The 26,118-nt window shown below is 64.9% G+C and carries 24 protein-coding genes; 2 read left to right on the forward strand and 22 right to left on the reverse strand.

Going from position 1 to position 26,118, the window contains the following annotated elements; genetic code table 11:
- Positions 1 to 151 precede the first annotated feature (151 nt).
- From moaA to mobA, 6 genes are read right to left on the reverse strand one after another with little or no spacing between them, the layout of a single operon-like run.
- Entirely contained in the window at positions 152 to 1,144 is a 993-nt protein-coding gene (gene moaA / locus Q0894_RS11425; protein ID WP_299235452.1) for a GTP 3',8-cyclase MoaA, read from the reverse strand.
- Between the two features lie 25 nt (positions 1,145 to 1,169).
- Positions 1,170 to 1,619, reverse strand: coding sequence for a molybdopterin synthase catalytic subunit MoaE (gene moaE, locus Q0894_RS11430; RefSeq protein WP_299235383.1), 450 nt, complete (start codon positions 1,617 to 1,619; stop codon positions 1,170 to 1,172).
- 3 nt (positions 1,620 to 1,622) lie between these two features.
- The gene (gene moaC, locus Q0894_RS11435) at positions 1,623 to 2,435 is read right to left on the reverse strand and encodes a cyclic pyranopterin monophosphate synthase MoaC (RefSeq protein WP_299235386.1); all 813 of its coding nucleotides are present in this window, start codon (positions 2,433 to 2,435) and stop codon (positions 1,623 to 1,625) included.
- Positions 2,436 to 2,446: 11 nt separating this feature from the next.
- On the reverse strand, positions 2,447 to 3,715 hold the full coding sequence (gene glp, locus Q0894_RS11440) for a gephyrin-like molybdotransferase Glp (RefSeq protein ID WP_299235388.1): 1,269 nt from the start codon (positions 3,713 to 3,715) through the stop codon (positions 2,447 to 2,449).
- The gene (gene mobB / locus Q0894_RS11445; protein WP_299235391.1) at positions 3,712 to 4,302 is read right to left on the reverse strand and encodes a molybdopterin-guanine dinucleotide biosynthesis protein B; all 591 of its coding nucleotides are present in this window, start codon (positions 4,300 to 4,302) and stop codon (positions 3,712 to 3,714) included. The genes glp and mobB overlap by 4 nt, the downstream gene beginning before the upstream one ends.
- The gene (mobA, locus tag Q0894_RS11450; RefSeq protein ID WP_299235394.1) at positions 4,299 to 4,904 is read right to left on the reverse strand and encodes a molybdenum cofactor guanylyltransferase MobA; all 606 of its coding nucleotides are present in this window, start codon (positions 4,902 to 4,904) and stop codon (positions 4,299 to 4,301) included. The genes mobB and mobA overlap by 4 nt, the downstream gene beginning before the upstream one ends.
- Positions 4,905 to 5,096: 192 nt before the next feature.
- On the opposite strand from mobA, the gene Q0894_RS11455 reads away from it, so the two are divergent.
- On the forward strand, positions 5,097 to 5,687 hold the full coding sequence (locus Q0894_RS11455) for a cupin domain-containing protein (protein WP_299235397.1): 591 nt from the start codon (positions 5,097 to 5,099) through the stop codon (positions 5,685 to 5,687).
- 19 nt (positions 5,688 to 5,706) lie between these two features.
- Here Q0894_RS11455 and Q0894_RS11460 read toward each other — a convergent pair whose 3' ends face one another.
- A complete protein-coding gene (locus Q0894_RS11460) occupies positions 5,707 to 6,990 on the reverse strand; it encodes an MATE family efflux transporter (protein ID WP_299235455.1) in 1,284 nt (427 codons plus the stop codon).
- 146 nt (positions 6,991 to 7,136) lie between these two features.
- Positions 7,137 to 8,969, reverse strand: a complete 1,833-nt coding sequence (locus Q0894_RS11465) for a GGDEF domain-containing phosphodiesterase (protein WP_299235400.1) — start codon at positions 8,967 to 8,969, stop codon at positions 7,137 to 7,139.
- Between the two features lie 264 nt (positions 8,970 to 9,233).
- Between Q0894_RS11465 and Q0894_RS11470 the strand changes: the two genes are divergently transcribed.
- On the forward strand, positions 9,234 to 10,031 hold the full coding sequence (locus Q0894_RS11470; RefSeq protein WP_299235403.1) for a 2OG-Fe dioxygenase family protein: 798 nt from the start codon (positions 9,234 to 9,236) through the stop codon (positions 10,029 to 10,031).
- Positions 10,032 to 10,215: 184 nt separating this feature from the next.
- On the opposite strand, the gene Q0894_RS11475 is transcribed toward Q0894_RS11470, so the two are convergent.
- From Q0894_RS11475 to Q0894_RS11540, 14 genes are all read right to left on the reverse strand, one after another.
- Positions 10,216 to 10,800: a YceI family protein gene (locus Q0894_RS11475; protein WP_299235406.1), complete on the reverse strand. Its 585-nt coding sequence runs from the start codon at positions 10,798 to 10,800 to the stop codon at positions 10,216 to 10,218.
- A gap of 60 nt (positions 10,801 to 10,860) precedes the next feature.
- The gene (locus Q0894_RS11480; protein ID WP_299235408.1) at positions 10,861 to 11,412 is read right to left on the reverse strand and encodes a cytochrome b; all 552 of its coding nucleotides are present in this window, start codon (positions 11,410 to 11,412) and stop codon (positions 10,861 to 10,863) included.
- A gap of 196 nt (positions 11,413 to 11,608) precedes the next feature.
- The gene (locus Q0894_RS11485; protein ID WP_299235411.1) at positions 11,609 to 12,805 is read right to left on the reverse strand and encodes an O-succinylhomoserine sulfhydrylase; all 1,197 of its coding nucleotides are present in this window, start codon (positions 12,803 to 12,805) and stop codon (positions 11,609 to 11,611) included.
- 11 nt (positions 12,806 to 12,816) lie between these two features.
- Positions 12,817 to 14,337, reverse strand: a complete 1,521-nt coding sequence (gene purF, locus Q0894_RS11490; protein ID WP_299235414.1) for an amidophosphoribosyltransferase — start codon at positions 14,335 to 14,337, stop codon at positions 12,817 to 12,819.
- 255 nt (positions 14,338 to 14,592) lie between these two features.
- Positions 14,593 to 15,162 carry a CvpA family protein gene (locus tag Q0894_RS11495; protein ID WP_299235417.1) on the reverse strand — a complete coding sequence of 190 codons (570 nt, stop codon included), beginning with the start codon at positions 15,160 to 15,162 and terminating at the stop codon, positions 14,593 to 14,595.
- A gap of 1 nt (position 15,163) precedes the next feature.
- Positions 15,164 to 15,898 carry an SPOR domain-containing protein gene (locus tag Q0894_RS11500; RefSeq protein ID WP_299235419.1) on the reverse strand — a complete coding sequence of 245 codons (735 nt, stop codon included), beginning with the start codon at positions 15,896 to 15,898 and terminating at the stop codon, positions 15,164 to 15,166.
- Complete coding sequence (folC, locus tag Q0894_RS11505) at positions 15,895 to 17,256, reverse strand: bifunctional tetrahydrofolate synthase/dihydrofolate synthase (RefSeq protein WP_299235422.1); 1,362 nt, start codon at positions 17,254 to 17,256, stop codon at positions 15,895 to 15,897. Before folC ends, Q0894_RS11500 begins: the two co-directional genes overlap by 4 nt.
- 6 nt (positions 17,257 to 17,262) lie before the next feature.
- Positions 17,263 to 18,309: an acetyl-CoA carboxylase, carboxyltransferase subunit beta gene (accD, locus tag Q0894_RS11510; RefSeq protein WP_299235425.1), complete on the reverse strand. Its 1,047-nt coding sequence runs from the start codon at positions 18,307 to 18,309 to the stop codon at positions 17,263 to 17,265.
- A gap of 145 nt (positions 18,310 to 18,454) precedes the next feature.
- Positions 18,455 to 19,267, reverse strand: coding sequence for a tryptophan synthase subunit alpha (gene trpA / locus Q0894_RS11515; RefSeq protein ID WP_299235428.1), 813 nt, complete (start codon positions 19,265 to 19,267; stop codon positions 18,455 to 18,457).
- A gap of 15 nt (positions 19,268 to 19,282) precedes the next feature.
- Positions 19,283 to 20,521 carry a tryptophan synthase subunit beta gene (gene trpB, locus Q0894_RS11520; RefSeq protein ID WP_299235431.1) on the reverse strand — a complete coding sequence of 413 codons (1,239 nt, stop codon included), beginning with the start codon at positions 20,519 to 20,521 and terminating at the stop codon, positions 19,283 to 19,285.
- 84 nt (positions 20,522 to 20,605) lie between these two features.
- Entirely contained in the window at positions 20,606 to 21,235 is a 630-nt protein-coding gene (locus Q0894_RS11525) for a phosphoribosylanthranilate isomerase (protein WP_299235434.1), read from the reverse strand.
- Positions 21,232 to 22,152, reverse strand: a complete 921-nt coding sequence (gene truA, locus Q0894_RS11530; protein WP_299235436.1) for a tRNA pseudouridine(38-40) synthase TruA — start codon at positions 22,150 to 22,152, stop codon at positions 21,232 to 21,234. Before truA ends, Q0894_RS11525 begins: the two co-directional genes overlap by 4 nt.
- A 7-nt stretch (positions 22,153 to 22,159) precedes the next feature.
- Positions 22,160 to 25,045 carry a FimV/HubP family polar landmark protein gene (locus Q0894_RS11535; RefSeq protein WP_299235439.1) on the reverse strand — a complete coding sequence of 962 codons (2,886 nt, stop codon included), beginning with the start codon at positions 25,043 to 25,045 and terminating at the stop codon, positions 22,160 to 22,162.
- Positions 25,046 to 25,371: 326 nt separating this feature from the next.
- Positions 25,372 to 26,118 (reverse strand): reverse transcriptase domain-containing protein (locus tag Q0894_RS11540; RefSeq protein ID WP_299235443.1); only part of this gene is annotated, 747 nt, incomplete at its 5' end.

The following is a 26,118-nucleotide window of genomic DNA, read 5'->3' on the forward strand; positions in this document are numbered from 1 at the left end:
TTGCAGGAAAAGTTGCAAGAAAAATCGATAGCATTTCTATCGTCCTGGACAGAAAAACCCGACGCTCATCGGCGGATAATATCTTTAAAAAGCGGCGCCCGAGGGCGCCGCTAAAGGAAGTGCAGGCAACGTCAAAACGCTCGCTGGAACCTCAACCTCCAGTCATGTTCATGAAGCGAACCACCTGCACATCACCATCGGTAGTGAAGTGATGACGCTCGGGCTTGAGTGGCATGGCCGCGACGATGGCATGCTTGAGGGCATCCATGTCGCCGGGGTGGGAGCGCAGCACGCGGCGCAGATCGACCGAGTGTTCATTGCCGAGACACAGCAGCAGCCGCCCTTCTACCGTCACCCGGACACGGTTGCAGGTCGAGCAGAAGTTGTGGCTATGGGGCGAGATGAAACCGATCCGCGAATCACTGTCACCCATGCGGAAGTAGCGTGACGGCCCGGGGGTCGACTCGGTGGTCGGAATCAACGGATAACGGCTCTCGATGATCTCCTGCACCTCGTCACTGGAGCAGAAGGTCTCGGCACGGCTGTGGTCGGAGACATCGCCCAGCGGCATCTCCTCGATAAAGCTGATATCGAGTTTCTCGTGGCGAGCGAACTCGACCAGGTCGAGCACCTCGTCATCGTTGCGACCCTTGAGGATGACCGCGTTGAGCTTGATGCGCTCAAACCCCGCCTCGCGAGCGGCATGAATGCCATCGATGACCCGCTCGAGATCTCCGGTGCGTGTCAGGCGACGGAAACGTTCGGGGTCCAGGGAGTCGAGACTGATATTGAGCCGCTTCAGGCCCCCTTCGCGAAGCTGCCTGGCATGCTTGCGCAGGCTGGCCCCATTGGTGGTCATGGCGAAGTCATTGAGCCCCGGCAGCTCGCCGACCTGCTCGACCAGAGAGCCGATATCGCGTCTGACCAGCGGCTCTCCCCCGGTCAAGCGTATCTTCTCCACACCCAGCTCGACAAAGGCACGCGCCACCATCGCCAGCTCTTCCAGGGTAAGCACCTGGGCGCGAGGCAGGAAGGTCATTTCCTCGCTCATGCAGTAGACACAGCGAAAGTCACAGCGATCGGTGACCGAAATGCGCACGTAGTTGACGCGCCGGCCAAAGTCGTCGATCAATTCGCGGGGCAGAGTGGTCATGGTGCAATCTCCCGATTCAAGCTTCCCAACGGCGGGCATCCAAGTGATCGGAATCCCGCTCCGATACCCAGTAGTCACCGTCGCCGGAGTGTTCCTTCTTCCAGAAGGGGGCCCGCGTCTTGAGGTAATCCATGATGAAGTCACAGGCCTCGAAAGCGGCACGGCGGTGGGCACTGGCGACAACTACCAACACGATAGGGTCTCCCGGGGCCAGGCGTCCAACCCGGTGAATCACCGTGACCGCATCCAGGGACCAGCGCCCACGCGCTTCCTCGACAATCGCCTCCAGTGCCGACTCGGTCATCCCGGGATAGTGCTCCAGGGTCAGTGCCGACACCTCGGGGTGCTCATTGAAGTCACGTACCAGGCCGGTAAAGCTGACCACGGCCCCGATATCGGTTCGCCCGGCCAACAGCGTCTGCTGCTCGGTGCCGGCATCGAAGGGGGCCTCCTGTACTCGAATCATGGTTCAGCCTCCGGTAACCGGTGGGAAGAAGGCGACCTCATCCTCGTTGGTCACCGGCGTGGTGTCCGAGGCCATTACCTGGTTGACGGCGCACAGCACCCGCCCCTCATCGAGCCGCGAGAAGCGCGGATCGAGCGCCTTGAGGGCCGCCTTGAGACCGGCAACATCGAAGCTTTCCAGGCTATCCAGCTCCACGGCAACCTCGCCCACGCCGAGGCGCTCGCGCAGCTCGGCCAGACACTTGACGCGGATGCACGGCGTGGCGACATCACAGCGGCTTCCGAGACTGACCTCGCCGGCCTGTCCCTCGCCGGTAACAATGGGAGCCGGCCGCGGCGCGAAGGCATCACGCCGGTAGTCGCCGGACTTACCGCCGCGCTTGGTATCGAGCTGGATGGCACCGATCTCCATCGACTTGTCTACCGCCTTGCACATGTCGTAGAGCGTCAGGCAGGCCACCGATACCGCGGTGAGTGCCTCCATCTCCACGCCGGTGCGGCCGTTGAGACGGCAGGTGGCCGTCACGGTGACGCAGCTCTCAGCCTCGTCAAGGTGGAAGTCGACCGCCACCTTCGACAGCCCCAGGGCGTGGCACAGCGGGATCAGTTCATGGGTACGCTTGGCCGCCTGAATCCCGGCGATGCGTGCCGTGGCCAGCACATCCCCCTTGGGGAGTCCGCCATCGGCGAGCAGCGCCAAGGTCTCGGGGCGCATGCGAATGTGTCCCGAGGCCGTGGCTTCGCGGCGACTCTCCGGCTTGTCGCCAACATCGACCATATGGGCCTCGCCGCGCGCGTTGAGATGAGTCAAAGACATGGGTCGACACCTCATGGAAGTCGGAACAGGGGTTGAATGGTGACGCTTTCACCCGCGGCCACACTGCCGCGGGCTTCGTCTATTTCGATCAGGCAGTTGGCTCGCACCATGGAGGAGAGGATACCGGACCCCTGGGCACCGATATCACTCACCATCAGACGGCCATCGCTGGCACTGGCGTAGTGGCCACGCAGGTAGTCGACACGCCCCTCGCGGCTCCTCAGCGACTGCTCGGCAACCGCCATCAGCCGCGGCGGGCAGGCATCGTCACGCCCCTGCAGCCGCGCCAGCAACGGCGCGGCGAACTGCAGGAAGGTCACCATGCTGGCCACGGGATTGCCCGGCAACCCCAGAAAGGGCACGCCACGCGGGCCCAGGCGACCGCAGGCCAGCGGGCGTCCGGGCCGAATGGCAATCTTCCAGAAGCCCAGCTCGCCCTGCTCGAGCAGCGCCGCCCGGGTATGGTCGGCATCCCCGACCGAGACACCACCGCTTGAGAGCACCAGGTCGGCGTCGCGTGCGGCACGCGACAGCCCGTCGGCAATGGCATCACGAGTGTCGGGGAGAATCCCCAGGTCGAGCACCTCGCCACCATGCTCCTCCACCAGCGCCATCAGGGCAAAGCGGTTGGCATCGAAGATCCCAGCGCTCGGCAGTGCCTCACCAGGCGCCATCACCTCGTCACCGGTGGAGAACACCGCGACCCGCGGCCGACGCACCACCCTCGCCTCGCCGAATCCCAGGGAGGCGATCAGTCCCAGCTCGGCGGCCCCCACGCGAGTTCCGGCCGCCAACGCTTGTGCGCCTCGGGGAATGTCCTCGCCGGCCTGGCGCACGTTCTGGCCACGGCGCACGCGATCGGGGAGCTCGACCCGGACGCGTACCTCGCCATCGATGTCGGTGTCGACACTCAACTGCTCGCGCATGATCACGGTATCGGCACCGGGCGGCAGCGGCGCGCCGGTGGTGATCCCGGCACACTCGCCGGGCGCGAGAGGCCGCTCGAGCGAGTGTCCCGCAAGCACCTCGGCGACCCGTCGAAAGCCGCTGGAGGGCAGTGCCTCCGGCCGCCAGGCCAAGGCCACGCCATCCATTGCGGCGTTGGTGTTCTGGGGCACATCGATGAGGGCCATCAGCGGCTCGGCCAGCACCCGACCACGCAGTGACGCGAGCGCCACCCGCTCGGCGGGCAGCGGTCCCGAAACCAGGGCCACAACTGCTTCACGGGCCTCCTCCACGGCCAGCATACGCTCGCCCAACTCGAAGCAGGAAAGGGTCATGACGACGTTACCTCCCCCATCAAGCGCGGCTGACGCTCGGCGGGCCAGCGCGCCGGCCAGGCGGCGATCCACTCGGTTAGGGCGGGAAGATCGTTGAGGTCGAGCCGCTCGACCCCCTCGGGCAACACCAGCGGGGCATCTGTGGCCACGGCACGCACCCAGGGATCCTCGGCCACCCGCAGGGGTTTGCCCAGGGTCGGTCGATGCAGCTCCAGCTTGGGCAGCGGCCAGGCCTTGAAGCCCTCCACCAGCACCAGGTCGGGGCGCTGGGTTGCCACCATGGCGAGCAGCGCTTGAAGATCCGCCTCCTCCTGATTCGGGGTTTCCATCATCAGCGCCAGTCGCTCCCTGGAGGCCACCAGCATCGGGCTGGCACCGGCCTGGCGCAGTCGGTGACTATCCTTGCCGGGCTGGTCGACATCGAAGGTGTGATGCGCGTGCTTGACCACCGCCACGCGCAGCCCCAGCTCACGTAGGCGTGGCAGCAGCGCCTCGAGCAGGGTGGTCTTGCCGGTACCACTCCAGGCGGCGATGCCGAGCAGCGGCAGATGTTCGTCCAGGGTAAGGGTGTCAACAGGCTCACTCATCGCTTGGCCGGCTCCTCGGCAAGCGCCAACTCCAGGCGGCGCTTTTCCTCTTGAGTATTCAGATTGGCGAAAGCGTCTTCCCCCTCGGCGAAATCCACCTGTACCCAGTCATGGCGAGCATACCAGCGGTCGATCTTGCGCTCGCCGGCAGCCAATGCCGCGGCCAGGTCATCGGCCAGTGACGTGCGCATCAGGGCCACCACGGGGTGCAGGCGCTGGCCATCGCCGGCCACGGCGATATCGGCCTTGCCGATACCGGTCACCAGGCGGCTCACCAGATCATCGGGCAGTCTCGGGGTATCGCAGGGCACCACCAGCAGCCAGGGGGTACGCGCCGCCCGCAGGCCGCTGTAGATGCCCATCAATGGCCCCTGATAGCCATCCTCGGCGTCTTCGATAACGCGGTCGGCAAAGTCGTCATAATCAGCAAGGCTGCGGTTGGCATTGACCAGCAGCTCGGCCACCCGGCCCGCCAGGCGATCGCGTACATGGGCGACCAGCGGACGACCGGCGAATGGCACCAATCCCTTGTCGACGCCACCCATGCGGCGTCCCTGGCCACCGGCCAGGATCAATCCGGTAAGGTCGTGTAACGGGGTCATCGAAGGCCTCCTTATCCATCCACCATGATGCCTGACCCCGGACCCGGACGCCATGTCGAAGCGTGGCGCAAGTCATTGTCTTGACGGGCATCAAAAGCACCTCACTGCGCCAGGGCCAGCATCGTCGGACGGCCCTTATCGACGAAGGCGATAACCGCTATCATATGTGCAGTTTTCTTGACAGGATGCCTCATGCAAGCGGAAAGCGGATTCGACGTGGGCGGACGCCTTCGCCAGATACGACTGGCAAATGGCCTCTCGCAACGTGAACTGGCCAAGCGCGCCGGCGTGACCAACAGCACCATCTCATTGATCGAGCAGAACAGCGTCAGCCCCTCGGTCAGTTCACTGAAGAAAATACTAGACGCCCTGCCGGTATCGATCAGCACCTTCTTCGCCGGCGATGAGCCAGGTGCCACCCAGATGTTCTACCGCGCCGAGGAGCTTACCGAGATCGGCGACGGCCACCTGTCATTCCGTCTGGTCGCGGCACGCCGACCCGAGCGACAGCTCTCGATCATCCATGAGCGCTACCCCCCGGGGGCCGATACTGGGGAGGAGATGCTGGAGCACGAAGGTGAAGAGGGAGGCGTTATCGTCTCGGGCGAGATCGAGATCACCGTCAATGGCGAGAGCAGGGTTCTCGCGGCGGGCGACGGCTACTATTTCGAGTCCCGCCTCCCCCACCGCTTCCGCAACCTGGGCGAGGAGGAGTGCGTGATCGTCAGCGCCAACACCCCGCCCGGCTTCTCGGATGGCGGCCAGGAAATCCATCATGTATGACGTTCACCACGCATGAGGCTCACGCCGCCCGTGGGCGCCGCCGGGGGCTGGCCAGGATGCGTCGTAACACGCACCAGGCGGCGAAGCCCGCCATCAGATTGCCGATGGCAGCCCCGGCGGCAAGCCCAAGGAACCCACCCAGCCAGGCCCCCAGCGCCAGGCAGGGAAGGTAGAAGATGAACAGCCGCGCCCCCGACATCAGCATGGCACGCAGCGGCCAGCCCAGGGCATTGCCCGCCGAGACCACGATCATGCAGATGCCAAGGGCCGCATAGCTGGGCAGCAGGAAGCGGATCAGCAGCGCCAGATCATCGCGCACCTCGGGGTTGCCGGACAGTGCCAGCGCCACCCAGGGGGCGGCCGCGGCCATCAGCAGGCCAAGCGCCAGCTGCCAGACAACGATGACCCGCAGCGCCAGGCGCATCAAACGGTGTATCTGGCACCAGTCTCCGGCACCATAGCAACGCCCCAGCCAGGGCGGCAGCGACATGGTCATGGCCAGCACCACCATCAACGACAGTGTCTCCAGACGGCTGGCCAGCCCCCAGGCGGCCACCTGAGCCTCCCCCTGGCTCGCCACCACGGCGATCGCCAGCATCGCCGCCAGTGGCGGCATCAGCTGGCTGATCATGGCCGGCCCGGCGATGCCGGCGAAGGGCCGCGCCGATACGCGCAGCTCCTCGAGAAGCCCCTCCCGGCTCAGCCAGTCCGTGCGGCCAACCTGCCACCCCAGCACCAGCAGGCCGGTGCCGAAGGCGATCACCGTGGCCCAGGCGGCACCCGGCAACCCCAGCCCCTCCCAGGAGCCGATGCCAAAGATCAGCAAGGGATCAAGGAGCAGGTTCACCAGGCTGGTCATCACCATCATGCTGCCGGGCAGGCGCGTATTGCCATGGGCTCGAAACAGGCTATACCCGAAATAGATGGCCGCCCCCAGCCAGGCGGCCAGCAGCTGAGGCGCCCAGTAGTCGCGAATCAGCTCGAGCGTCGAGGCATCGGCTCCCAACCGCAGGAATATCGGCGCCTGAAGGGCCCACAGAGCCAGCGCCAGCAGCCCGATGACCACCGTGCCGACCACCAGCACCAGGCTCCCCAGGCGTCGTGCACGGGCGGCGTCGCCGGCGCCGAGGGAGCGAGAGATCTGAGCGGCGATGGCGATCCCCATGCCCACCTGAACACCGATGATCAAGAAGCTGAGCGGGAAGGTGAAGGACTGGGCCGCCAGTGGAGCGGTGCCCAGCCGCGCGATAAAGGCACTGTCGACCAGCTGGAAGCCCAGCAGCGAGAGCACACCGATGGCCATGGGCCAGGTCTGGCGCCACAGGGTCACGCCGAGCGAGTCATTAAAGCCAAAAGCGTCAGAAGATATGGAAGGGTCGGTTCGAGTCACACGGGCTCCGGATCGATGGATGGGGGGGGGCGGGATTCTACGCCAGAATGGCTCGCCCCTCAGCTGGAAAGGCCCGAGGGAGAGGCGGACATGCCGATCACCAGGCGCTCTATCTCCCCTGCCGCCATCGGCGCGAAGAAATAGAAACCCTGCACCAGGTCGCAGCGCATCTCGCGGATCAGGGTCAGCTGCTCGAGATCCTCGACCCCCTCGGCGACCACCTCGAGGCCCAGCCGATGACCGATGAAAACGGTGGCCTCCATGATGGCACGATCCTCGGGCTGGGTCGGAGCATCACGCACGAAGGCACGATCGATCTTCAGCGCCGTCACCGGAAAACGCTTGAGATAGCTGAGCGATGAGTAGCCGGTGCCGAAGTCATCGATGGCGATACGAAAGCCACGGTGATGGAGCCGCTGCAACCCATCGAGAACGCGCTGATCGGCGTCGATCAGCACATTCTCCGTCAGCTCCAGGCCTATGTCCCGAGGGCCAAGGGAGAAGCGCTCGAGACACTCATCCAGCCGCGCGAACAGATCCGGGCTGTTCATCTGGCTGCCGGAGAAATTGATATCGATGCGCCCCACCTCCAGGCCAGCCTTACGCCATGCCGCACGTTGACGACAAGCCTCCTCCATGACCCAGTCACCGATCCGGTGAATCAAGCCGGAACGCTCCGCCAGAGGAATGAACTCGGCCGGTGATACCGGCGGCCCATCGGCGGGGTACCAGCGCAACAGCGCCTCGAGGTTCTCGAGCCGACCGCTCGCCGCCGACACCTGAGGCTGGTAGTGCAGCATCAGCTCGCCTCCCTCCACGGCCTGCTCGAGCCGGTCGGAGAGGCGGTGCTGGTAGAGCAGTTCATCGTGAAGGCGCTGGTCGAAGTAGACCACCTCTCCGCGCCCCTTCAGCTTGGCGAGGTTCTTGGCCACATCGGCACTGTGGATCAGCTCGGTGGCACTTTCGCCATTGGCGGGGAAGACACTCACCCCCAGGCAGGCGGTCAGCTTGCGCGACGCCTCCTCCAGCGCAAAGGGGGTGCGCAGTACCTGCTGAACCTTGAGCACCAGCCGCGGGATATCCTCCTCGCGGTTAATTCCGGAGAAAGCCAGCAGGAATTCGTCGCCGGAGGCGCGCGACATCAGATCCGTGCAACGCAGCCGTTGGCCGAGCCGGGTGGCCAGCTGCCGCAGCAACCGGTCGCCCTCCTGGTAGCCCAGGGTGTCGTTGACCTCCACGAACCGGTCGACATCGAGATAGACCACCACCACCAGCGTGCCTTGCACCTGGGCGTCCTTCACCGCCGCGAACAGCTGCTCCTCGAAGTATTCGCGGTTGGGCAAATGGGTCAGGCGATCGAAGCGTCTGGCGAAGTCCAGCTCACGGTGGGCCTGCTTCTGCTCCGACAGATCCACATCGACACAGAACATCAGCGGCTCATCGGTGTGCTCATTGAGCATCACATGGTGCGAGAAGACCGGCACCAGCTCACCGCTGCTGTGGCGAAGCTCCAGCTCATCGGCGGGAATCTCCTGCCCCTGCTCGACCCAGGCACGATGGGCCGCGATCACGTCATCACGCATGACCTCGGGAATGATCAGCTCCTCCAGCGTCCGCCCGAAGGCTTCCTCGGCGGTATAGCCATACAGATGAGTGCTGGCCTCGTTCCAGTAGATCACTCGTCGATGCCGGTCATAGCCCTGCACCGCCACCTTGGGAAGGCTCTCAAGCAGGGCACGAAAGCGCTGCTCGCTCTCCAGGTACTGCCGGCGGACCCGCCTGGCTTCATCCACCGAGGCCGCGACCTCGTCTGCCAAACGAGAGCCCTGGTGGTGACGAGGTGCTAGCCGGCGTCTCAGCCAGTGCTTGAGGCGTGATTGGAATCCACTCATTCCGGCTCTCGTCGCTGTATCGACCCTGATTCGAATATCAAGGGAGGTCGTGTAAGAGATCTGCTACACCGGGACAGAATATCTCATCCCCACTCTCCTGCCCAATGCCAGTTTCGCCGGCCACAGACGTACGAACTTACACTGCCCGCTCGTCGCGGGGGCTGCGCCACTCGAGAGAGTGCGCACGACCCGCGGCGATTCACGTCCGCCGGCAGCATGACCGGCATTTCTGGCCATAGAGCCAAACATCTCAGGAGAAACAACATGAAACATGACATCCTCAAGCCCAGCCACGTCACCGGTACACACCCTCTCCCCGCGCAGGCAGACTACTGGTCCCGTGCGGTGCATGAGTCGCTTGCCCAGCAGGACTGGAGCCAGGCCGATATCAGCGGGCAGATCGACCTGGCGGCCTGGCAGGGGTTCGTTGATGACCTGCCACGGGACCCCTATGTCAACCAGCGCTGGAAGCGCATGTCATGGCTGGCCCTGACAGCATCCGGAGACGTGACAAGCCTGGGCGAATGTCCAATGGCCCAGGGCGGCGCGTTCAACGATGCCGAGAGCATGGCCGACAAGCTGCGCTACTATGCGCCGCTGACCGACGAGTTCCTCTCACGCCCGGACGTCAAGGCCTTTGTCCGCGGCTGGGCAGGACTCTGGAACCTCGGGGCGGGCGAGCCCATCCTGATGCAGATCACCGGCGTACGCGGCAAGGGACAGGTTGATCCCCTGCAGGGTCAGGGGATCCATGCCGATGGCTGCAAGGCGCTGAGCATCATGGTGGTCAACCGCGAGAATGTCACCGGAGCCGAGAATCATCTCTATCTCGACAAGGCCGGCCAACACCCGATCGCGCGTACCACCCTGGCCCCTGGCGAAGTGCTGCACCTGCGAGATGACCGCATCTATCACAGCGTGGATGGCATCCGCCAGCTCGATGAGACGCGCCCCTTCGAGCGCTTCATCATCATCATCAACAGTCGCTTCGTGGATGAGTTCCAGAATCGCATCCTGCGGCGTCACTTCCCCGAGGCGGTACTGCACTCGCCGCGCGGATAATAGCTGGAAGAAGGAGTAGCTGAGCGCAGGCCGAGCGGCCTGCCCCGCAGGGGGAACTCGCTTCCCCTTGACGCAAGAACCGCTCCCGGCCTCGGCCGGGGGCGGTTCTTTTTCACGCGTCCACGCGGCATGTCTCGCGCAGCTATCTAGCGCGACTATTTCGCGCAGGACGGCGAAATGCGGCTTACTGGCGCACGCCCTCGAAGGTGACGTAGAGCTCGAGCTCATGCATCGGCTCGGGGAAGTCACCCATATCGATGCCATAATCGGCAAGCTCCAGAGTGGTGCTGCCCTCGAAACCGGCACGGTAGCCGCCCCAGGGATCCTCACCCTCACCCAGCAGGGTGACCGGCATCTCGATCTCCCGTGTCTCGCCATGCAGGGTCAGCTCGCCAGTCAGAACTCCCTCGCCTTCACCGCTCGGCTCGAAACCGGTGGAGTTGAAGGTGGCGGTGGGATACTCACCGACATTCAGGAAATCATCGCTCTTGATGTGCTTGTCACGCTCCGCGTGATTGCTATTCAGGCTGGCGACCTGCACCTCGAGCTGAGCACTCGCGGACTCGAGATTCTCGGGGTCGTACTGGAAGCTGCCGCTGAACTCCTCGAAGTTGCCGAGGATATAGGAGTAGCCCAGATGGCTGATCTTGAACTGGATAAAGGCATGCTGCCCTTCGCTGTCGATGGCGTAGTCGGCGGCCTGGGCCTGACTGACACCCATCACGGCGGTAGCGCTCAGCGCGGCGGCAATGACACTCTTCTTGAACATTGACATTGACTCCTGTTGGTACAAGACACGTTGAGGAATATTCCTCGCGTACGAAATCGATCAGCGCCGCCCCAGCCGGGGGTCGATCATCCGGCGAAGCACCGGGTTGCGATCGACCAGATGGTGCTTGAGGGCTGCGGCGGCGTGACCGGCGGCCAGGACCATCAGCGCCAGGGCGGCGTACCAGTGCACCTCACCGGCCGCGCTGGCCTGGTTGGGCAGGCCACTGATCACCGCCGGCACCGTGAACCAGTCGAATATGGCGATGCCCTTGCCATCGGCGGTGGAGATCAGGTAACCACTGACCAACACCACCAGCATCAGCACATAGAGGCCGACATGCCCGAGATGGGCGGCCAATCGCTCCAGGGGGCGGCCCTGGGCGAGAGGCGTGGGATTCACCAGACGCCAAACCAGGCGCAACAGGGTGGCGAAGAGCACCAGCATGCCCAGTGAACGGTGCCACCAGGGCCCCAGGTTATACCAGGGGTCATAGTAGCCCAGACCGGTCATCCACCAACCAAGAACGAACAACCCGATGATGGCGACCGCCAGGGTCCAGTGCAACAGAATGCTGACGACTCCCCAGCCCTGATGGGTATTACGCCACATGATGCCTCCCGACCTGATTTCCATAAGCCTGTAATCGATGAATAAAGGCTACCCGATTCCACCCTTCGAATCTTTTGAATAAAGCCAAATGCTTCTTTCGATTAAAACGATGATTACAAGGCCGGCACAGCCAACGGCGCCCGTGCCGAGTCTCACGGCACGGGCGCCAGGCGCGATGATGGAGTGTCAGCCCGAATCAGATCAGGGCGTCGAGTCCACGGGCCAGGTCGCCACGAATATCCTCGACCGCCTCGAGCCCTACCGCGACACGGATCAGCCCCTCGGCGATACCCGCCGCCGACTTCTGGGCATCGCTGAGGCGAGCATGAGTGGTGGTGGCGGGATGGGTGATGGTGCTCTTTACATCCCCCAGGTTGCCGGTGATGGAGAGCAGACGGGTCGCATCGATCACCGACCAGGCGGCCTCGCGCCCCCCCGCGACCTCGAACCCAAGCACGGCGCCGAATCCTCGCTGCTGGCGTGCGGCCAGGGCATGCTGGGCATGACTGGCGAGGCCACTGTAATGGACACGGGTTACCGCCGGGTGCGATGCCAGCCACTCGGCCAGGAGCTGAGCGCTCTGGCAGTGGGCCCGCATGCGCAGCTCCAGGGTCTCCAGCCCCTTGGTGAAGATCCAGGCATTGAAAGGACTCAGGCAGGGGCCGCAGGTCCGCACCACACCGAATACCTCCTCCAGCTCCTGATCGCGCCCCACCACGGCGCCACCGACCGCCCTGCCCTGTCCATCCAGATACTTGGTGGCGGAGTGGATCACCAGATCGGCCCCCAGGGTCAGGGGACGCTGCAGCGCCGGAGTCAGGAAGCAATTGTCGATGGCCAGCAGGGCCCCATGACGATGGGCGATCTCGGCCAGCGCGGCAATATCCACCACCTCGGAGAGCGGGTTGGAGGGGGTCTCGGCGAACAGCAACCGGGTCGCGGGCGTCATCGCCGCCTCCCAGGCCTCGAGGTTCGACAGCTCCACATAGCGGGTGGTGATGCCAAGCTTGCCCAGGTACTTGTCGAACAGGCTCACCGACGAGCCGAACAGTGAGCGTGAGGCAACGATCTCGTCACCGGCCGAGAGCAGCGCCAGGGCCGTGGAGAGGATCGCCGCCATGCCGGAACTGGTCGCCACGCAGCGCTCCCCCCCCTCCAGTGCCGCCAGGCGGCGCTCGAAGGTACGCACCGTGGGGTTGGTGAAGCGTGAGTAGATATTGCCGGGCTCCTCGCCTCCGAACTTGCGCGCCGCCTCGGCGGCGCTGCCATAGACGAAGCTCGAAGTAGGGAATATCGGCTCGCTATGTTCCTGCTCGCCGGTACGGTCGTGGCCGGTACGGATCGCCAGGGTCTCCAGCGCCCAGGGGGAGGCGCTATCGTGTTCGTGATGCATGCGGATCAGCCTCAGTCGTCGATATCATCGTCGAGGTTGTGGGTACCGACCAGGGCGTGGTCACCGGCGCTCTGCTGCTTGGCATCATCGTTGCGCGAGGCCTCGAGCGCGGCCAGGTAGACATCGTCGATATCACCGGTCACGTAGTTGCCATCGAACACCGAACAGTCGAAGGCATCCAGGGCCGGGTTGGCCTCGCGGCAGGCGGCCTTCAGATCGTCCAGGTTCTGGTAGAAGATGCGATCGGCGCCGATCAGCTCTCCCACTTCGGCCTCGCTGCGCCCATGGGCGATCAGCTCACCGGCCGAGGGCATATCGATGCCGTAGACATTGGGATAGCGCACCGGCGGCGCCGCGGAGGCAAAGTAGACCTTGCGGGCGCCGGCCTCACGCGCCATCTGGATGATCTGCTTGCAGGTGGTTCCTCGCACGATGGAGTCATCCACCAGCAGCACATTCTTGTCCTTGAACTCTACGCCGATGGCATTGAGCTTCTGTCGCACCGACTTACGCCGCTGGGTCTGCCCCGGCATGATGAAGGTCCGCCCGATATAGCGATTCTTCATGAAGCCCTCGCGGTAGGTCACCCCCAGGTGCTGGGCGAGCTCCAGCGCCGAGGTGCGGGAGGTGTCAGGGATCGGGATCACCACATCGATATCATGCTCCGGCCACTCGCTCTGGATGCGATCACCCAGCTTGCGGCCCATATGCATGCGGGTACCGTAGACATAGGCGCCATCGAGGATAGAGTCGGGACGCGCCAGATAGACATGCTCGAAGATGCAGGAGGTCAGCTGGGGAGCATCCGCGCACTGCTGGGTATAGATCTTGCCCTGCATGTCGACGAAGATCGCCTCGCCCGGGGCCAGGTCCCGCTGCAGCTCGAAGCCCCCCACGTCCAGTGCCACCGACTCGGAGGCGATCATCACCTCCTGGCCGGCCCCCTCGTCACGGGTACCGAACACCACCGGGCGAATACCATGGGGGTCGCGGAAGGCCACCAGGCCCACCCCATTGATGATCGATACCGCCGCATAGCCACCCCGACAGCGCCGGTGGACGCGGCGCACCGCGTCGAAGACATCACCCGCCCCCAGATGCAGCCCCTGCTTGCCCAGCTCATGGGCGAAGACGTTGAGCAGCACCTCGGAGTCGGAACTGGTATTGATATGGCGCAGATCGGAGGAAAACAGCTCCTGCTTGAGCTGTTCGGAGTTGGTCAGGTTGCCGTTATGAGCGAGCGCGATGCCATAGGGAGAGTTCACGTAGAACGGCTGGGACTCCGCCTCGCTGGAGGAGCCGGCGGTGGGGTAGCGCACATGACCGATGCCGAGGTTGCCCTTCAGACGCGCCATATGGCGAGTATGGAAGACATCACGTACCAGTCCATTGCTCTTGCGCAACAGAAAGCGGCCCTCATGCCAGGTCATCATGCCGGCGGCGTCCTGTCCGCGATGCTGTAGCACCGTCAGGGCATCATAGATGCCCTGGTTCACCGCCTGCTTGGCCATCAGGCCCACAATACCGCACATTCCACCTTACCTCGCTTTCCTGGACTTGCCTTGACTGGTAGCCAGGCTATCGCAGGTAGCTCGGGGCTTGGTCTGGTGGCAAGCCTGCGAGGAGGCGCTGTGAACCCTTCCCTGGGCGCTACCGACGCCATCCATGGCGTAGGACCTCCTCTTCGGCTTACCCCCAGCGCCCCTTGCTTTGTGCAACTGCAATAGTCCTGGATGAGTAACTGCTTTTTAGAACCGCGGAAGACCCTGAGGGCCGCCGCGGTAAAATTAACTCTCGGGGGACGTCGTGACTCTCTGCGTGGTGGCGTCACCACCCGGCAGGGAGAGCTCATCGAGCGATGTCGGCGTCTCGGGGATGCGGCCATCCCAGGCCTCGAAGTGGCTTACCGCCCACTCACGCAACTGTTCGAGATGGGGGCGCAACACCGCGCCCTGCCAGGCCTCGAGCCTGGCCAGTGGCGTCAGGCCGATCACGATGGTCACCAGCACCAGGATGGCGGCTCCCTTGGCCATCCCGAAGGCCGCCCCCAGCAGACGATTGACGAGCCCCATGCCGACCCACTCCACGGCGGCCTGCACCAGGCGAATGATAATGCCGCAGGCCAGGACAACACCGAGGATGACCAGCACGAAGGCCAGCACCAGGCGGCCATCGGGACTGTCGATGACACCCGCCAGCAGATCGGCCACCGGCTGTGCGAACATCCGTGCCGCCAGCAGCGCCACGACCCAGGCCGCCAGGCCCAGCGCTTCACGCACCAGGCCACGCAGCAGGCCGGTGATGCCAGTCACCGCGAGCAGCGCGATAAAGATCCAGTCGAGCCAGGTCAGGGTCATGTCACTCCTTTACCCGGACCAGCAGGCCCTGAAGGTTGACCCGCGACTTGACCTCGGCGACCGCTCGCTCACCGGCCTCCGAGGTGGCAAAGGGGCCTACATAGACGGTCGTGAGATCGTTGCCCCGTGGGCGACTATAGGCATTGAAGCCCTCGTCACGCAGCTGGGCCAGCAGCCTCTCGACGTTGGATGGCTTGCCGAAGCTGCCAACCTGAACGGCCCACTCCCCCTGTGCCACGGTCGGCTCCACCGACTCGCTGCCTGACTGACTGGAGGATGAGGAGCGCTCGGCCATGCGCTGGTCGGCCGCCCGCGCCAGCTCGGCGATGGGATCGACGGAAGGCGCGGCATCGGCCGGCTCCTGAGTGGAGGCCTGCTCGGCAGATGACTGCTGACTAGAGACCTGTCCGCCAGAGACCTGTTCGCTGGATGGCGCCCCGTTCTGGCCCGACGTCTCTGTCGAGGCGATTCGGGATGAGCGCGTATCGTCGTCTGGCAGGAGACGGGGGGTGGGGTTTGGAATCTCGCCGGAGGTTTCGCCGCCCGACAGGCTGGCCGGCGGTTTGGGCTCGGGCACATCGTGGCGCTCGACCTCGATGGGCGCCTCGATGCTAATCGACGGCTCGGGGCGCCCGTCACGCGGGGCCGGCTCATCGAACAGCATGGGCACGAAGATAACCGCCAGGGCGATCAGGATTACCGCGCCGCTCAGGCGCTCACGCATACCATACTTCACGGGGCTACCTCCCTGGAGCTCTGGTCCGTGTCAGTCTGTACCGATTGATCGAGACTCGCCAGCCGCTGCAACACCTCCCCTACCGTCAGGAAGGAGCCACATACCAGCACACGATCCTCGTCACCCAGCCGTGTCGACAGCCACTCCACGGCCTCGCCGGGAGATATGGCGCGATGCAGCACGGATTCGCCCTGGGCGGCGAGTCGTTCGGCCAGTTCATCGGCACTGCGGGCGCGCTGCCCCTCGAGGCTCGCCGGCACCCAGCCATCTATCACCGGCGCCAGGGCGGCGATCACGCCATCGGCATCCTTGTCGCCCAGCATCGCCAGCAGCGCCAGGGTACGCCCACCACAGGGGCGAGCCTGGAGACGCTTGGCCAGATAGCTGGCGGCATGCGGGTTATGACCCACATCCAGGCACCACCGGCCCCACCACTGCATGCGCCCGGGCAGCCGAACGCTCGCCAGTGCCTGGCGACATGCATCGGGCTCCAGGGGCACGTCGGCCAGGCTGAGGGCCTGTAGCGCGGTGGCGGCGTTATCCAGGGGAAGACCAGGGTCAGGGAGATCACTCAGAATGGTGGCGGGGTCAGACCCCGAGCCCCTGGGGTCTGACCCCACTTCCCTTGACCCCACTTCCCTCCAGCACCATCCCTCGCCCTCGCCCTCGCGGACAAACGACTCACCCAGCGCGTGAATAGGGGCACCGATCCGTTCGGCGGTCTCGCGCACACTGGTCGGCAGGGTGCGACTGCCCAGCACCGCAGGGCGTCCGGCACGCATGATCCCGGCCTTTTCACGGCCGATCTGCTCGAGATCGGTGCCGAGAAAGGCGGCATGATCCTGAGCCACGGTGGTCACCACCGCCACATCGGGGTCGACGATATTGACCGCATCGAGCCGCCCTCCGAGGCCCACCTCGAGAATGGCAAGATCGGGGGGGCGACGGGAGATGGCCCATAGTGCCCCCAGCGTCCCCACCTCGAAGTAGGTCAGGCTGATCGGCTCACCCGCCTGACGTGCCTGCTCCACCGCCTCGAACCCCGCGATCAGCGTCGCGTCATCCGCCTCCTCGCCATCGAGACGCAGTCGCTCGTTGTAGCGAACCAGATGGGGGGAGGTGTAGGTCGCCGTGGTCAGGCCATGGGCGTGGGCCAGGGCCTCCAGCATGGCCACCGTGGACCCCTTGCCATTGGTACCGGCCACGGTGATCACACGCCTGGCCAGAGGGCCATCCAGTAGATGCAGGCGTCGGGCGACCTCGGTAACGCGCTCGAGGCCAAGGTCTATGCCCACGGGGTGGGCAGCCTCGAGACGCGCCAGCCAGGCGTCCAGAGTGGTGGGCAGCGCCTCGTTCATGGGCCGTCAGCGCCGCTCGTCGGCGGAGTCGGCGGGCACCTCATCACTCGCTGACGAGGCGTCCTCGGCACCGGTTTCGGGCACTTCGGCCTGAGCGTCGACGACCGCCGGTTCGGCATCAACGGGGGACTCGCCCTGCTCGGCCTCTTGCACCAGGTCGGGAGTCGGGTTGACGGCCAGCTCAGGCTCTCCGATGGCGGGCTGATGGGTCAGCTTGCGCAGCACCCGACCCAGACGATGGCGGATATCACGACGGTGAACGATCATGTCCACGGTGCCATGCTCGAGCAGGAACTCACTGCGCTGGAAGCCTTCCGGCAGCTTCTCGCGTACCGTCTGTTCGATGACGCGCGGACCGGCGAAGCCGATCAGGGCATTGGGTTCGGCCACGTTGAGGTCGCCGAGCATGGCCAGAGATGCCGAGACCCCGCCGAAGACCGGATCGGTCAGCACCGAGATATAGGGTACCCCGGCCTCCTTGAGCCTCTCCAGCGCCGCCGACGTCTTGGCCATCTGCATCAACGAAAACAGCGCCTCCTGCATGCGCGCACCGCCCGAGGCGGAGAAGCAGATCAGCGGGATCCCCTCCTCCCGGGCCAGGGTCGCGGCGCGCACAAACTTCTCGCCGACCACCGCGCCCATGGAGCCCCCCATAAAGGAGAACTCAAAGGCCACGGTTACCACCGGCAGACCATCCAGGGTACCGCGCATGGCGATCAGGGCATCCTTCTCGCCGGTCTCCTTCTGGGCCGCCGTCAGACGGTCCTTGTACTTCTTGGAGTCACGGAACTTGAGGCGGTCGACTGGCTCAACCTCCGCGGCGATCTCCTCTCGCCCCTCCTTGTCGAGGAACCAGTCGAGGCGCTTGCGGGCGGTCAACCGCAGGTGATGATCACACTTGGGGCAGACGTTGTGCTGTTTCTCGAGTTCGGGAAGGTAAAGCACCGACTCGCACTTGGGACACTTGCGCCACAGCCCGTCGGGTACGCTTGCACGGCGGTCTTGGCGCTGGATACGCCCAATGGAGGGCACGATCTTGTCTAGCCAGCTCATGTCAGAAAGGGTCCGTGTTCGTGTCGGCGCCCGGGAAGCCCCCGGACGCGTGAATCGATTCGTGTTGCCACTGCTTGGTTAGGCGCTCATTGGTCGGGCGCTTATTGCTCAGGCGCTTATTGCTCAAGCGCCCAGGGCGTCATCACTAGGCGCTCAGGGCGTCCAGAGCCTGACGCATCTCGCCGAGCACCGCCTTGAGCTCGCCGGGAATCGCCTCCGGGGTGTCGGCATTCTCGGCAATGCGGCTGACCAGTGCCGAGCCGACGATGACCCCATCGGCCACCTTGCCCACCTCGGCCGCGGAGGCACCGTCACGGATGCCGAAGCCCACGCACAGCGGCAGGTCGGTCATGCGCCGCAGCGGTGCCAGATGGTCGGCCACATCCGTCGCATTGAGGATGGCAGACCCGGTAACGCCCTTGAGGGAGACGTAGTAGAGATATCCCTCCCCATGAGCGCATATTGTAGCGGCCCGCTCCTCGGAAGTGGTAGGTGCGACCAGGAAAATCGAGGCGAGGCCGCGAGATTTCAGCAGTGGCCCCAGCTCCTCGGCCTCCTCCGGCGGCATGTCCACCGTCAGCACGCCATCGATGCCGGCCGCGGCGGCCTGGTCGGCGAAGGCCTCCAGGCCGATACGCTCCATGGGGTTCAGGTAGCCCATCAGCACGACCGGTGTCGTGGTGTCGCTCTGGCGAAACTCCTGCACGATCTCGAAGAGGTGAGAGAGACGCACACCACGCTTGAGCGCGCGCTCACAGGCCTTCTGGATCACCGGCCCGTCGGCCATGGGATCGGAGAACGGTACCCCCAGCTCGATGACATCGGCCCCCGCCTCCACCAGGGCATGCATGAAGCCCACGGTGTGCTCGGGACCGGGGTCGCCGGCGGTGATAAAGGGAATCAGCGCGCGGCGCCCCTGGGACTTGAGTTCGGCGAAGCGTTGGTCGATACGATTCATGGTCTGGCCCGTCATCTAGAATTCGATCCCGTCGAGGTTTGCCACCGTCATGATGTCCTTGTCGCCGCGCCCCGAGAGGTTGACGACGATATTCTGATCGGGGCGCAGGGTGGGGGCGAGCTTCTTGGCATAGGCCAGGGCGTGAGCCGACTCAAGGGCCGGCATGATGCCCTCGACGCGGGTCAGTTCGCGAAACGCCTCGAGCACGTCGTTGTCGTTGGCGGCCACATAGTTGACGCGGCCGAGATCCTTCCAGAGCGCATGCTCGGGACCGACCCCAGGATAGTCGAGGCCCGCCGAGATGGAGTGGGTATCGGAGACCTGCCCCCCTTCATCCGACATCAGATAGGTACGATTGCCGTGGAGTACCCCGCGTGGCGCCCCGGAAGAGAGCGGTGCCGCGTGGCGGCCGGTCTCGACACCATCGCCGCCGGCCTCCACGCCATACATGACGACGCCATCATCCTCCACGAAGGGATAGAACAGCCCCATGGCATTGGAGCCACCGCCCACGCAGGCGATCAGGGCATCGGGCAGGGCGCCGAACTCCTCGAAGGACTGACGGCGCGCCTCGCGACCGACCACGGCATTGAAGTCGCGGACCAGCATCGGATAGGGGTGCGGGCCGGCCACGGTGCCGATGATATAGAAGGTGTTGTCGACGTTGGTGACCCAGTCCCGCAGCGCCTCGTTCATGGCGTCCTTGAGGGTGCGTGTGCCGGACTCCACCGGAATGACATTGGCCCCCAGCAGGCGCATGCGATAGACATTGAGCTTTTGGCGCTGAACGTCGGCGGCCCCCATGTAGACATCACACTCGAGTCCCAGCCGCGCCGCCACGGTGGCGGTGGCCACGCCATGCTGACCGGCGCCGGTCTCGGCGATGACCCGAGGCTTGCCGCTCTTCTTGGCGAGCAGCGCCTGACCGATGGTGTTGTTCACCTTGTGGGCGCCGGTGTGGTTGAGGTCTTCACGCTTGAGCCAGATCTGTGCCCCACCAAGCTGCTTCGACCACCGCTCGGCATGATAGAGCGGAGATGGCCGGCCTACATAGTGGGCCAGGTCGTAGTCGAATTCCGCCAGGAACGCCGGATCATCGCGAAGACTCATGTAGGTCTTCTCCAGCTCATCCAGGGCGAAGCTCAGGGTCTCCGAGACGAACCGGCCGCCATAGGGGCCAAAGTGGCCACGGGCATCCGGTAGTCGGGTCAGGTCACTGAACTTGCTCACGAAAGACACCTCACAGATCGCCATTGGGCTTAGGGTTATAGGGGCTTTGGGTTACAGGAGCTTGGGGATTACAGAAAATCGATTGTCGGCAAATCGGGCTCGCGGCACTCAGCAACGGCTGTCGGCATCGTGGACAGCAACCATGAAAGCCGCCATGCGCGCCACATCCTTGACGCCCGGAGCGGCCTCAATTCCACCGGAAACATCCAGCGCAAAGGGTGCGACCGTAGTAATCGCCTCGGCGGCATTGGCTGCACTCAAGCCTCCGGCGAGAATAACAGGTTTTGCCAGGCTTGAGGGGATCCGCGACCAGTCGAAGGTCTCCCCGGTTCCCCCCGGCACCCCCGGCCGATAGGCATCGAGCAGCAGCGCTCGCGCCCCGGCGTAGGCCTCGGCGGCAGTGGCCAGATCGAGGTCCTCGCGCATGCGCAGCGCCTTGATCCAGGGCAGCGGCGCGGCGGCACACTGCTCGGGTGTTTCATTACCGTGAAACTGCAGCAGATCGAGGTGGGGGGCGCAGCACGCGACCCACTCGGGCTCGGCATCGACGAACAGCCCCACCCGAGTGACGAAGGCCGGCACCCGGGCGGCGAGCTCGGCCAGATGACGCTCATCGATGGCACGCTTGCTGCCTGACCAGAGCACGAAGCCGAGAGCATCGGCGCCCGCCGCCACCGCGGCTTCCACATCCTCGATACGGGTCAGTCCGCAGAACTTCACCCGGGTCCGGCGCATCATGTCGCCTCCTGGTCGAGCGCCAGGGGGCGGCCGCGACGATACGCCACCATGGGGCAGTCCGGAAGCGCACGTTCGCCGCTCCACTCCCCCAGAAAGGCCAGCAGGTTCGGCCCCAGCGGCTCCCTGGGCAGCCCCCACTGCTCGTCATAGAGCGAGTCCACGAAGTGCAGGCCGCAGGCCGGCGCCGTCACATCGGCAAGGCTACGATCCTTCAGCGCCATCAACTCGGCCAGGTAGTCATCGCCACGCTCGCCACGCCCCACCGTCACCAGGGCACCGACGATATTGCGGATCATATGGTGCAGGAAGGCGTTGCCCTGTACATCGACCACCACCAGGGGGCCGTGGCGGTGCACCTCGATAAAGTGCAGATGCCGCCAGGGGGTCTTGGACTGACAGCCGGCGGCACGGAAGCTCGAGAAGTCATGCTCGCCTACCAGAACCTGGGCGGCTCGATGCATGGCATCGGCATCCAGCGGGTCGCGGCACCAGGTCACGTTGGCACGCTCCAGCACCGGGCGGCTCGGCTGATTGAGCAGCACGTAGCGATAACGGCGCGCCAGGGCCTTGAAGCGTGAATGAAACTCATCGGGCACTTCAGTCACCCAGCGCACGGCGATATCCCGCGGCAGGTTGGCATTGGTGCCGAACACCCAGGCCTTCTGGGAGCGCGGCACCGGCGCATCGAAGTGAATGATCTGACGGGTGGCATGGACGCCCGAGTCGGTGCGCCCGCTGGCATGCACCTTGACCCGGTGGCTTGCGACCCTGCCCAGCGCCTCCTCGAGTGAGGCCTGCACCGAGGCGGCGTGCTTGAGGCGTTGCCAGCCACAGTAGGCGCTGCCGTCATATTCGACCCCCATGGCCAGGCGGCCGGTCATGGGAGTGCGTTCGTCGAGGCGTTGAAAGAGGGTCATGCGGTGATCAGGCATCCAGTCGTCTAAGCAGCGCCATGGCATCTGCACGGGTCGCCGGGTCGCCATTGCGACTCAGCTCGTCGAGCAGTTCACGGGCCCGACCAGCTTCACCGGCTTCGAACAGGCGCTGTGCAGCGCTGACGGAAAACTCGCTATTATCCGTCTGAAGCGGAGGGAAGGAAACCTCTTCCACCTCCCAATCATCGGCAAATGTCCGATCGACCGGCGTCTCGACATCACCGCGGTCCAGGCTCTCGCCCTGCTCGAAGCCGGCGCCCTTCTCGGCCACCCCGAGCCCCTGGGTAGTGAACTCGACACTGGGCTGCATGGGTGTCTCCTCGCGGGAGGGGGCAGGCGTGTCGAGAACCGGTGGAGAATAGTCGAGCACCTCGTGATCGTCATCGACACGGCGGCTTGTCAAACCGAGCGACGGCAAAGACTCCTCGGGCTCGGTGGCGCCAGCAGGCTTCGATACAACGTCAGACTCTGACTCTGGCTCCGCCGTCTCTTTCTTGAACCCTATCTCTGGCCCTGACGCTGGCCCCTGCGTTGATTCCGCTGCCTCTTTCTTTAGCTCTGGCTGCTGCCCTGCCCCAGCTCCGTTCGCCCGCTCGAGCTCTGACCAACGCCCGGACTCCGGCACAACCTCAGACTCGAGGTCGGGTACAGACTCAGCCCTGGAGTCGTCAGGCTCGAAATCGTCATGGTCGGAATCTGCCAACGACTCACCCTGGGGCTCTGCAGGCGCACCGATCCCTACGAACTCAGGGTCATCGGCGATTTCCGTGCGCTCCTGGGGCAGGGGCTCATTGACCGTCGGGGCCGCTTCATGGCCGACCATAAGCGGCGACGTCGCGGTCTCCATTCCTTCATCGCCGGACGGCTGGTCGAAGAGCCTCGGCGGCAGTGCCGCCGCCTCACCGAAGTCGGCGCGCTCACCTCGCTCCTCGCCAGCCGGCACCTCGCCCCCCCTCGAAGCGGCAAGGCCATAGTGCGCCATCAGCTGTTCGGTCTCCTCGGCCATGGCGGGGGTGCCGGCCACCATCAGCTTTTCTGCCTGGCGTTCGGCCGCCTGATAGCTGCCGAGTTCCAAGTAGACACCCAACAGCTTGAAGCGCAGATCATCGCGCTCTGGATCACGCTCGAGATTGCTTTCCAGTAACTCGCGGGCCTGATCGTAACGACCATAGGCGATATAGATATCGGCCTCGTTGACGGCCTCGGCCTGTGGAAGGTTGGCACTCATCGTGGTCTCGTTGGCCGCGGCTATCGTCGGCGAGGCCGTCTGGGTCGGCGAAGGCGTCTGGATCGGAGAGGCGGCCCCCGGGGTGGCAACACGTATCACGCCGGCTTCCGAGGAACGCTCCTTCCCACCGGGGCGCCGGCGCCGCAACGCCAGCCACAGCCCCAGAAGAGCGGCCAGCCCGGCCCCACCCAGCACCAGGTTGCGATCCCATTCGCCAGGATAGAAGCCACCCCACCAGGGCATCTCCTGCTCATTGACGGAGGCGATATCCAGGCCTCCGGCACCCGGGCCCTCGACGCCAGCGCCGCCGGCCGTCAGCGCGGCCAGCTGATCGCGCAACGTTGCCAACTCATCGCGCATGTCGCCGAGCTCCTCCTCGAGCGCAGTACGCTCCGCCTGCACTGCCTCAAGCTGAGCCTGACTCTGCTGCCAGCGCTCCTCCAGGCGCGCCAGGCGCTGATCCTCTGACTCGGAGAGCGCCGAGTCGACTTCGCTCTGCGAGGAGGCGTCGGCCAGGGCCGTTGCCGGGGGTTCAACCACACCGTCACCATCGCTCTCTGCCGATGGCTTCGTATCGGCCGTCTCGATGTCGCCCTGCTCCGCCGCCACCTGGGCGTCGGTAAGCAGGGTCAGGCGAGGCTCGGCGCGCTCATCGGTGGAATCACCCTCCTCGGCAGCCGCAGGCTCGGCCTGAGCGACGTCAGTAGCAGACGCATCGGTGACAGACGCATCAGCAGTCGCCGCTGATCCGCTCGCCTCCGCAGAGGCGACCTCGGTCTGCCGGGGCGCTTCCTGGGTGGCGGCGACGGCGCGTTCGGCGACGCCTCGGGTGGCGTCCAGCGGCACCCGCGCCGGGGCCCCGCTGCCGCGATTGGCCCAGGCCTGATTCATGGCACTGACGACACGCTCCGCCTCCGCCGGTGAGCGTGAAGCGATTGCGGCGCGATCGGGCACCGACAGGGTGACACCCGCACGCATGGAATTGATATTGCCGGAAGGGAAGGCCTCGGGGTTCGCCGCCACCAGCGCCACCATCATCTGCTTCATGCTGACGCCGCTATCCGGCCTCAGGCGACCCGCCACCCCCCAGAGGGTATCGCCGCTGCGTACCCAGGCAGGCCCCCTGCTTGTGGAAGCGGCCGACCGGGCTACCTCCGAAGAGGCTGCCGAGGACTCCGACCGAGGACCTACCGTAGGCGGCGTGGAAGCCGCCACGCTCCGTGAGCTGGCGGTCACCAGGGCCGGCATTTCGGCGTAATTGGGGGGGTCGAGCAGCAGCGTCACTTCACGCACCATCCGACCCGACGGCCACTCCAGCTGCAGCAGCAGGTCGAGCCAGGGCTCACGCACTGCGCGATCGGTGGTGAGGTCGACATACAGTCGCCCCTGACGACGCTCAACGCTGAGTTTCACACTGGCGGCAAGCGGTGTTCGATCCAGGCCCGCCGCATCATAGGCCCGCTCGCTGGCCACCGAAACATTGAGCAACTCCGGCTGAATGCCAGCGGCATCGACCAGAGGCGCCGTGGCACGCAGTGGCGCGTTGAGGGTCGAACGCACGTCCACCTCCCCCAGCCCAACAGCCAGCGCCATGGGACTGGTGGCGGAGAGCGAGAGCAGCATGGCGAGTGTCAGCTTGCGATTCATGTGTTTCCCTTACAAACGACGGCCGAATCCGATGCGTCGCATCAGTCGAGGCAGTGCCGTTTTGCCATATATCGTTACTGCCTGTGTACCATAAACCTGGTTCCCATGCCCCCAGAATCGTCAACCTTTGGTCCTTGACAAGCCACCTGCAAATAAAGGGATCTTCGTAAACTGGCGTAAATCCGTTCGGCAGTCAGCATTGAGAGGCCGGGATTAATTGTGGGAAACCGGGCTCATTGATAGGGGTCGGGAAGGGCTGAGCCCTCCCCGCCCTCCGAACCGTGCGTGCGGTTCTCCCGCACACGGCTCTCCAGTCGATGGTTTCCTCATCGGGATTGGCTCGCATGCCGCCAGGCTCCGGCTAGGGTGAAGAGCCCCGCGGCCGCGAAGAACGTATTGGACCAGCGTCGTATGTCCGACCGGGTGTTGCCACGCCCCGGACGCTTCTCCTGCTTGCGCAGCATGGCCCGCAGCCGCCGACGAATGAAGCCGTCCAATGAACGGAACGTCGTCCGGTAGGCGTGCCGAAAGTAGCCAAACCACCCTCTCAGCATCGGGTTCAGTGAGGCAATGACCTGACGCAGACTCTTGCCTTCCGTCCGCCGCGTCTTGCTTCTCACTTTATCCTTGAAGGCCTTGAGGCTCTTCTTGCGCACCCAGCGGCGATCCGCCTCAAAGCGGTAGCCCAGGAAGTCGAAACCCTGCCCCTGTTGCCGACAATCGCCGATATGGGTCTTGTCGGGATGCAGAATCAGGCCATTCGCCGCCACCCAGTCCTGGACATGGGCTAGGGCTTGTCGGGCCTCCTGCTCACTGTGGCAGAGAATGACGAAATCATCGGCATACCGCACCATGCGGTAGCCGTGCTGAGTCATTGCCTGGTCCAGTGGGTGCAGGTAGAGATTCGCCAACAAGGGGCTGATGATCGCGCCTTGTGGCGTCCCTGACGTGGGTGTCCATCGGTTCATGTCACTGACGATGTCCTGGCTCAACCAACTTCGTAGCAAGGCCAGCAGTCGACCGTCGCTGATTCGCTCTTCGACGCGGGCCATCAGGCGGTCGTGCGGGATGCT

Source organism: uncultured Halomonas sp. (genome assembly GCF_947501415.1).
Classification (GTDB): domain Bacteria; phylum Pseudomonadota; class Gammaproteobacteria; order Pseudomonadales; family Halomonadaceae; genus Halomonas.

Bases quoted from the DNA above. Each gene is read 5' to 3' on its own strand.
- moaE (WP_299235383.1), bottom strand. From the start codon at position 1,619: ATGATTCGAGTACAGGAGGCCCCCTTCGATGCCGGCACCGAGCAGCAG.
- moaC (WP_299235386.1), bottom strand. From the start codon at position 2,435: ATGTCTTTGACTCATCTCAACGCGCGCGGCGAGGCCCATATGGTCGAT.
- glp (WP_299235388.1), bottom strand. From the start codon at position 3,715: ATGACCCTTTCCTGCTTCGAGTTGGGCGAGCGTATGCTGGCCGTGGAG.
- mobB (WP_299235391.1), bottom strand. From the start codon at position 4,302: ATGAGTGAGCCTGTTGACACCCTTACCCTGGACGAACATCTGCCGCTG.
- mobA (WP_299235394.1), bottom strand. From the start codon at position 4,904: ATGACCCCGTTACACGACCTTACCGGATTGATCCTGGCCGGTGGCCAG.
- Q0894_RS11455 (WP_299235397.1), top strand. From the start codon at position 5,097: ATGCAAGCGGAAAGCGGATTCGACGTGGGCGGACGCCTTCGCCAGATA.
- Q0894_RS11460 (WP_299235455.1), bottom strand. From the start codon at position 6,990: ATGGCCATCGGTGTGCTCTCGCTGCTGGGCTTCCAGCTGGTCGACAGT.
- Q0894_RS11465 (WP_299235400.1), bottom strand. From the start codon at position 8,969: ATGAGTGGATTCCAATCACGCCTCAAGCACTGGCTGAGACGCCGGCTA.
- Q0894_RS11470 (WP_299235403.1), top strand. From the start codon at position 9,234: ATGAAACATGACATCCTCAAGCCCAGCCACGTCACCGGTACACACCCT.
- Q0894_RS11475 (WP_299235406.1), bottom strand. From the start codon at position 10,800: ATGTTCAAGAAGAGTGTCATTGCCGCCGCGCTGAGCGCTACCGCCGTG.
- Q0894_RS11480 (WP_299235408.1), bottom strand. From the start codon at position 11,412: ATGTGGCGTAATACCCATCAGGGCTGGGGAGTCGTCAGCATTCTGTTG.
- Q0894_RS11485 (WP_299235411.1), bottom strand. From the start codon at position 12,805: ATGCATCACGAACACGATAGCGCCTCCCCCTGGGCGCTGGAGACCCTG.
- purF (WP_299235414.1), bottom strand. From the start codon at position 14,337: ATGTGCGGTATTGTGGGCCTGATGGCCAAGCAGGCGGTGAACCAGGGC.
- Q0894_RS11495 (WP_299235417.1), bottom strand. From the start codon at position 15,162: ATGACCCTGACCTGGCTCGACTGGATCTTTATCGCGCTGCTCGCGGTG.
- folC (WP_299235422.1), bottom strand. From the start codon at position 17,256: ATGAACGAGGCGCTGCCCACCACTCTGGACGCCTGGCTGGCGCGTCTC.
- accD (WP_299235425.1), bottom strand. From the start codon at position 18,309: ATGAGCTGGCTAGACAAGATCGTGCCCTCCATTGGGCGTATCCAGCGC.
- trpA (WP_299235428.1), bottom strand. From the start codon at position 19,267: ATGAATCGTATCGACCAACGCTTCGCCGAACTCAAGTCCCAGGGGCGC.
- trpB (WP_299235431.1), bottom strand. From the start codon at position 20,521: ATGGCGATCTGTGAGGTGTCTTTCGTGAGCAAGTTCAGTGACCTGACC.
- Q0894_RS11525 (WP_299235434.1), bottom strand. From the start codon at position 21,235: ATGATGCGCCGGACCCGGGTGAAGTTCTGCGGACTGACCCGTATCGAG.
- truA (WP_299235436.1), bottom strand. From the start codon at position 22,152: ATGACCCTCTTTCAACGCCTCGACGAACGCACTCCCATGACCGGCCGC.
- Q0894_RS11535 (WP_299235439.1), bottom strand. From the start codon at position 25,045: ATGAATCGCAAGCTGACACTCGCCATGCTGCTCTCGCTCTCCGCCACC.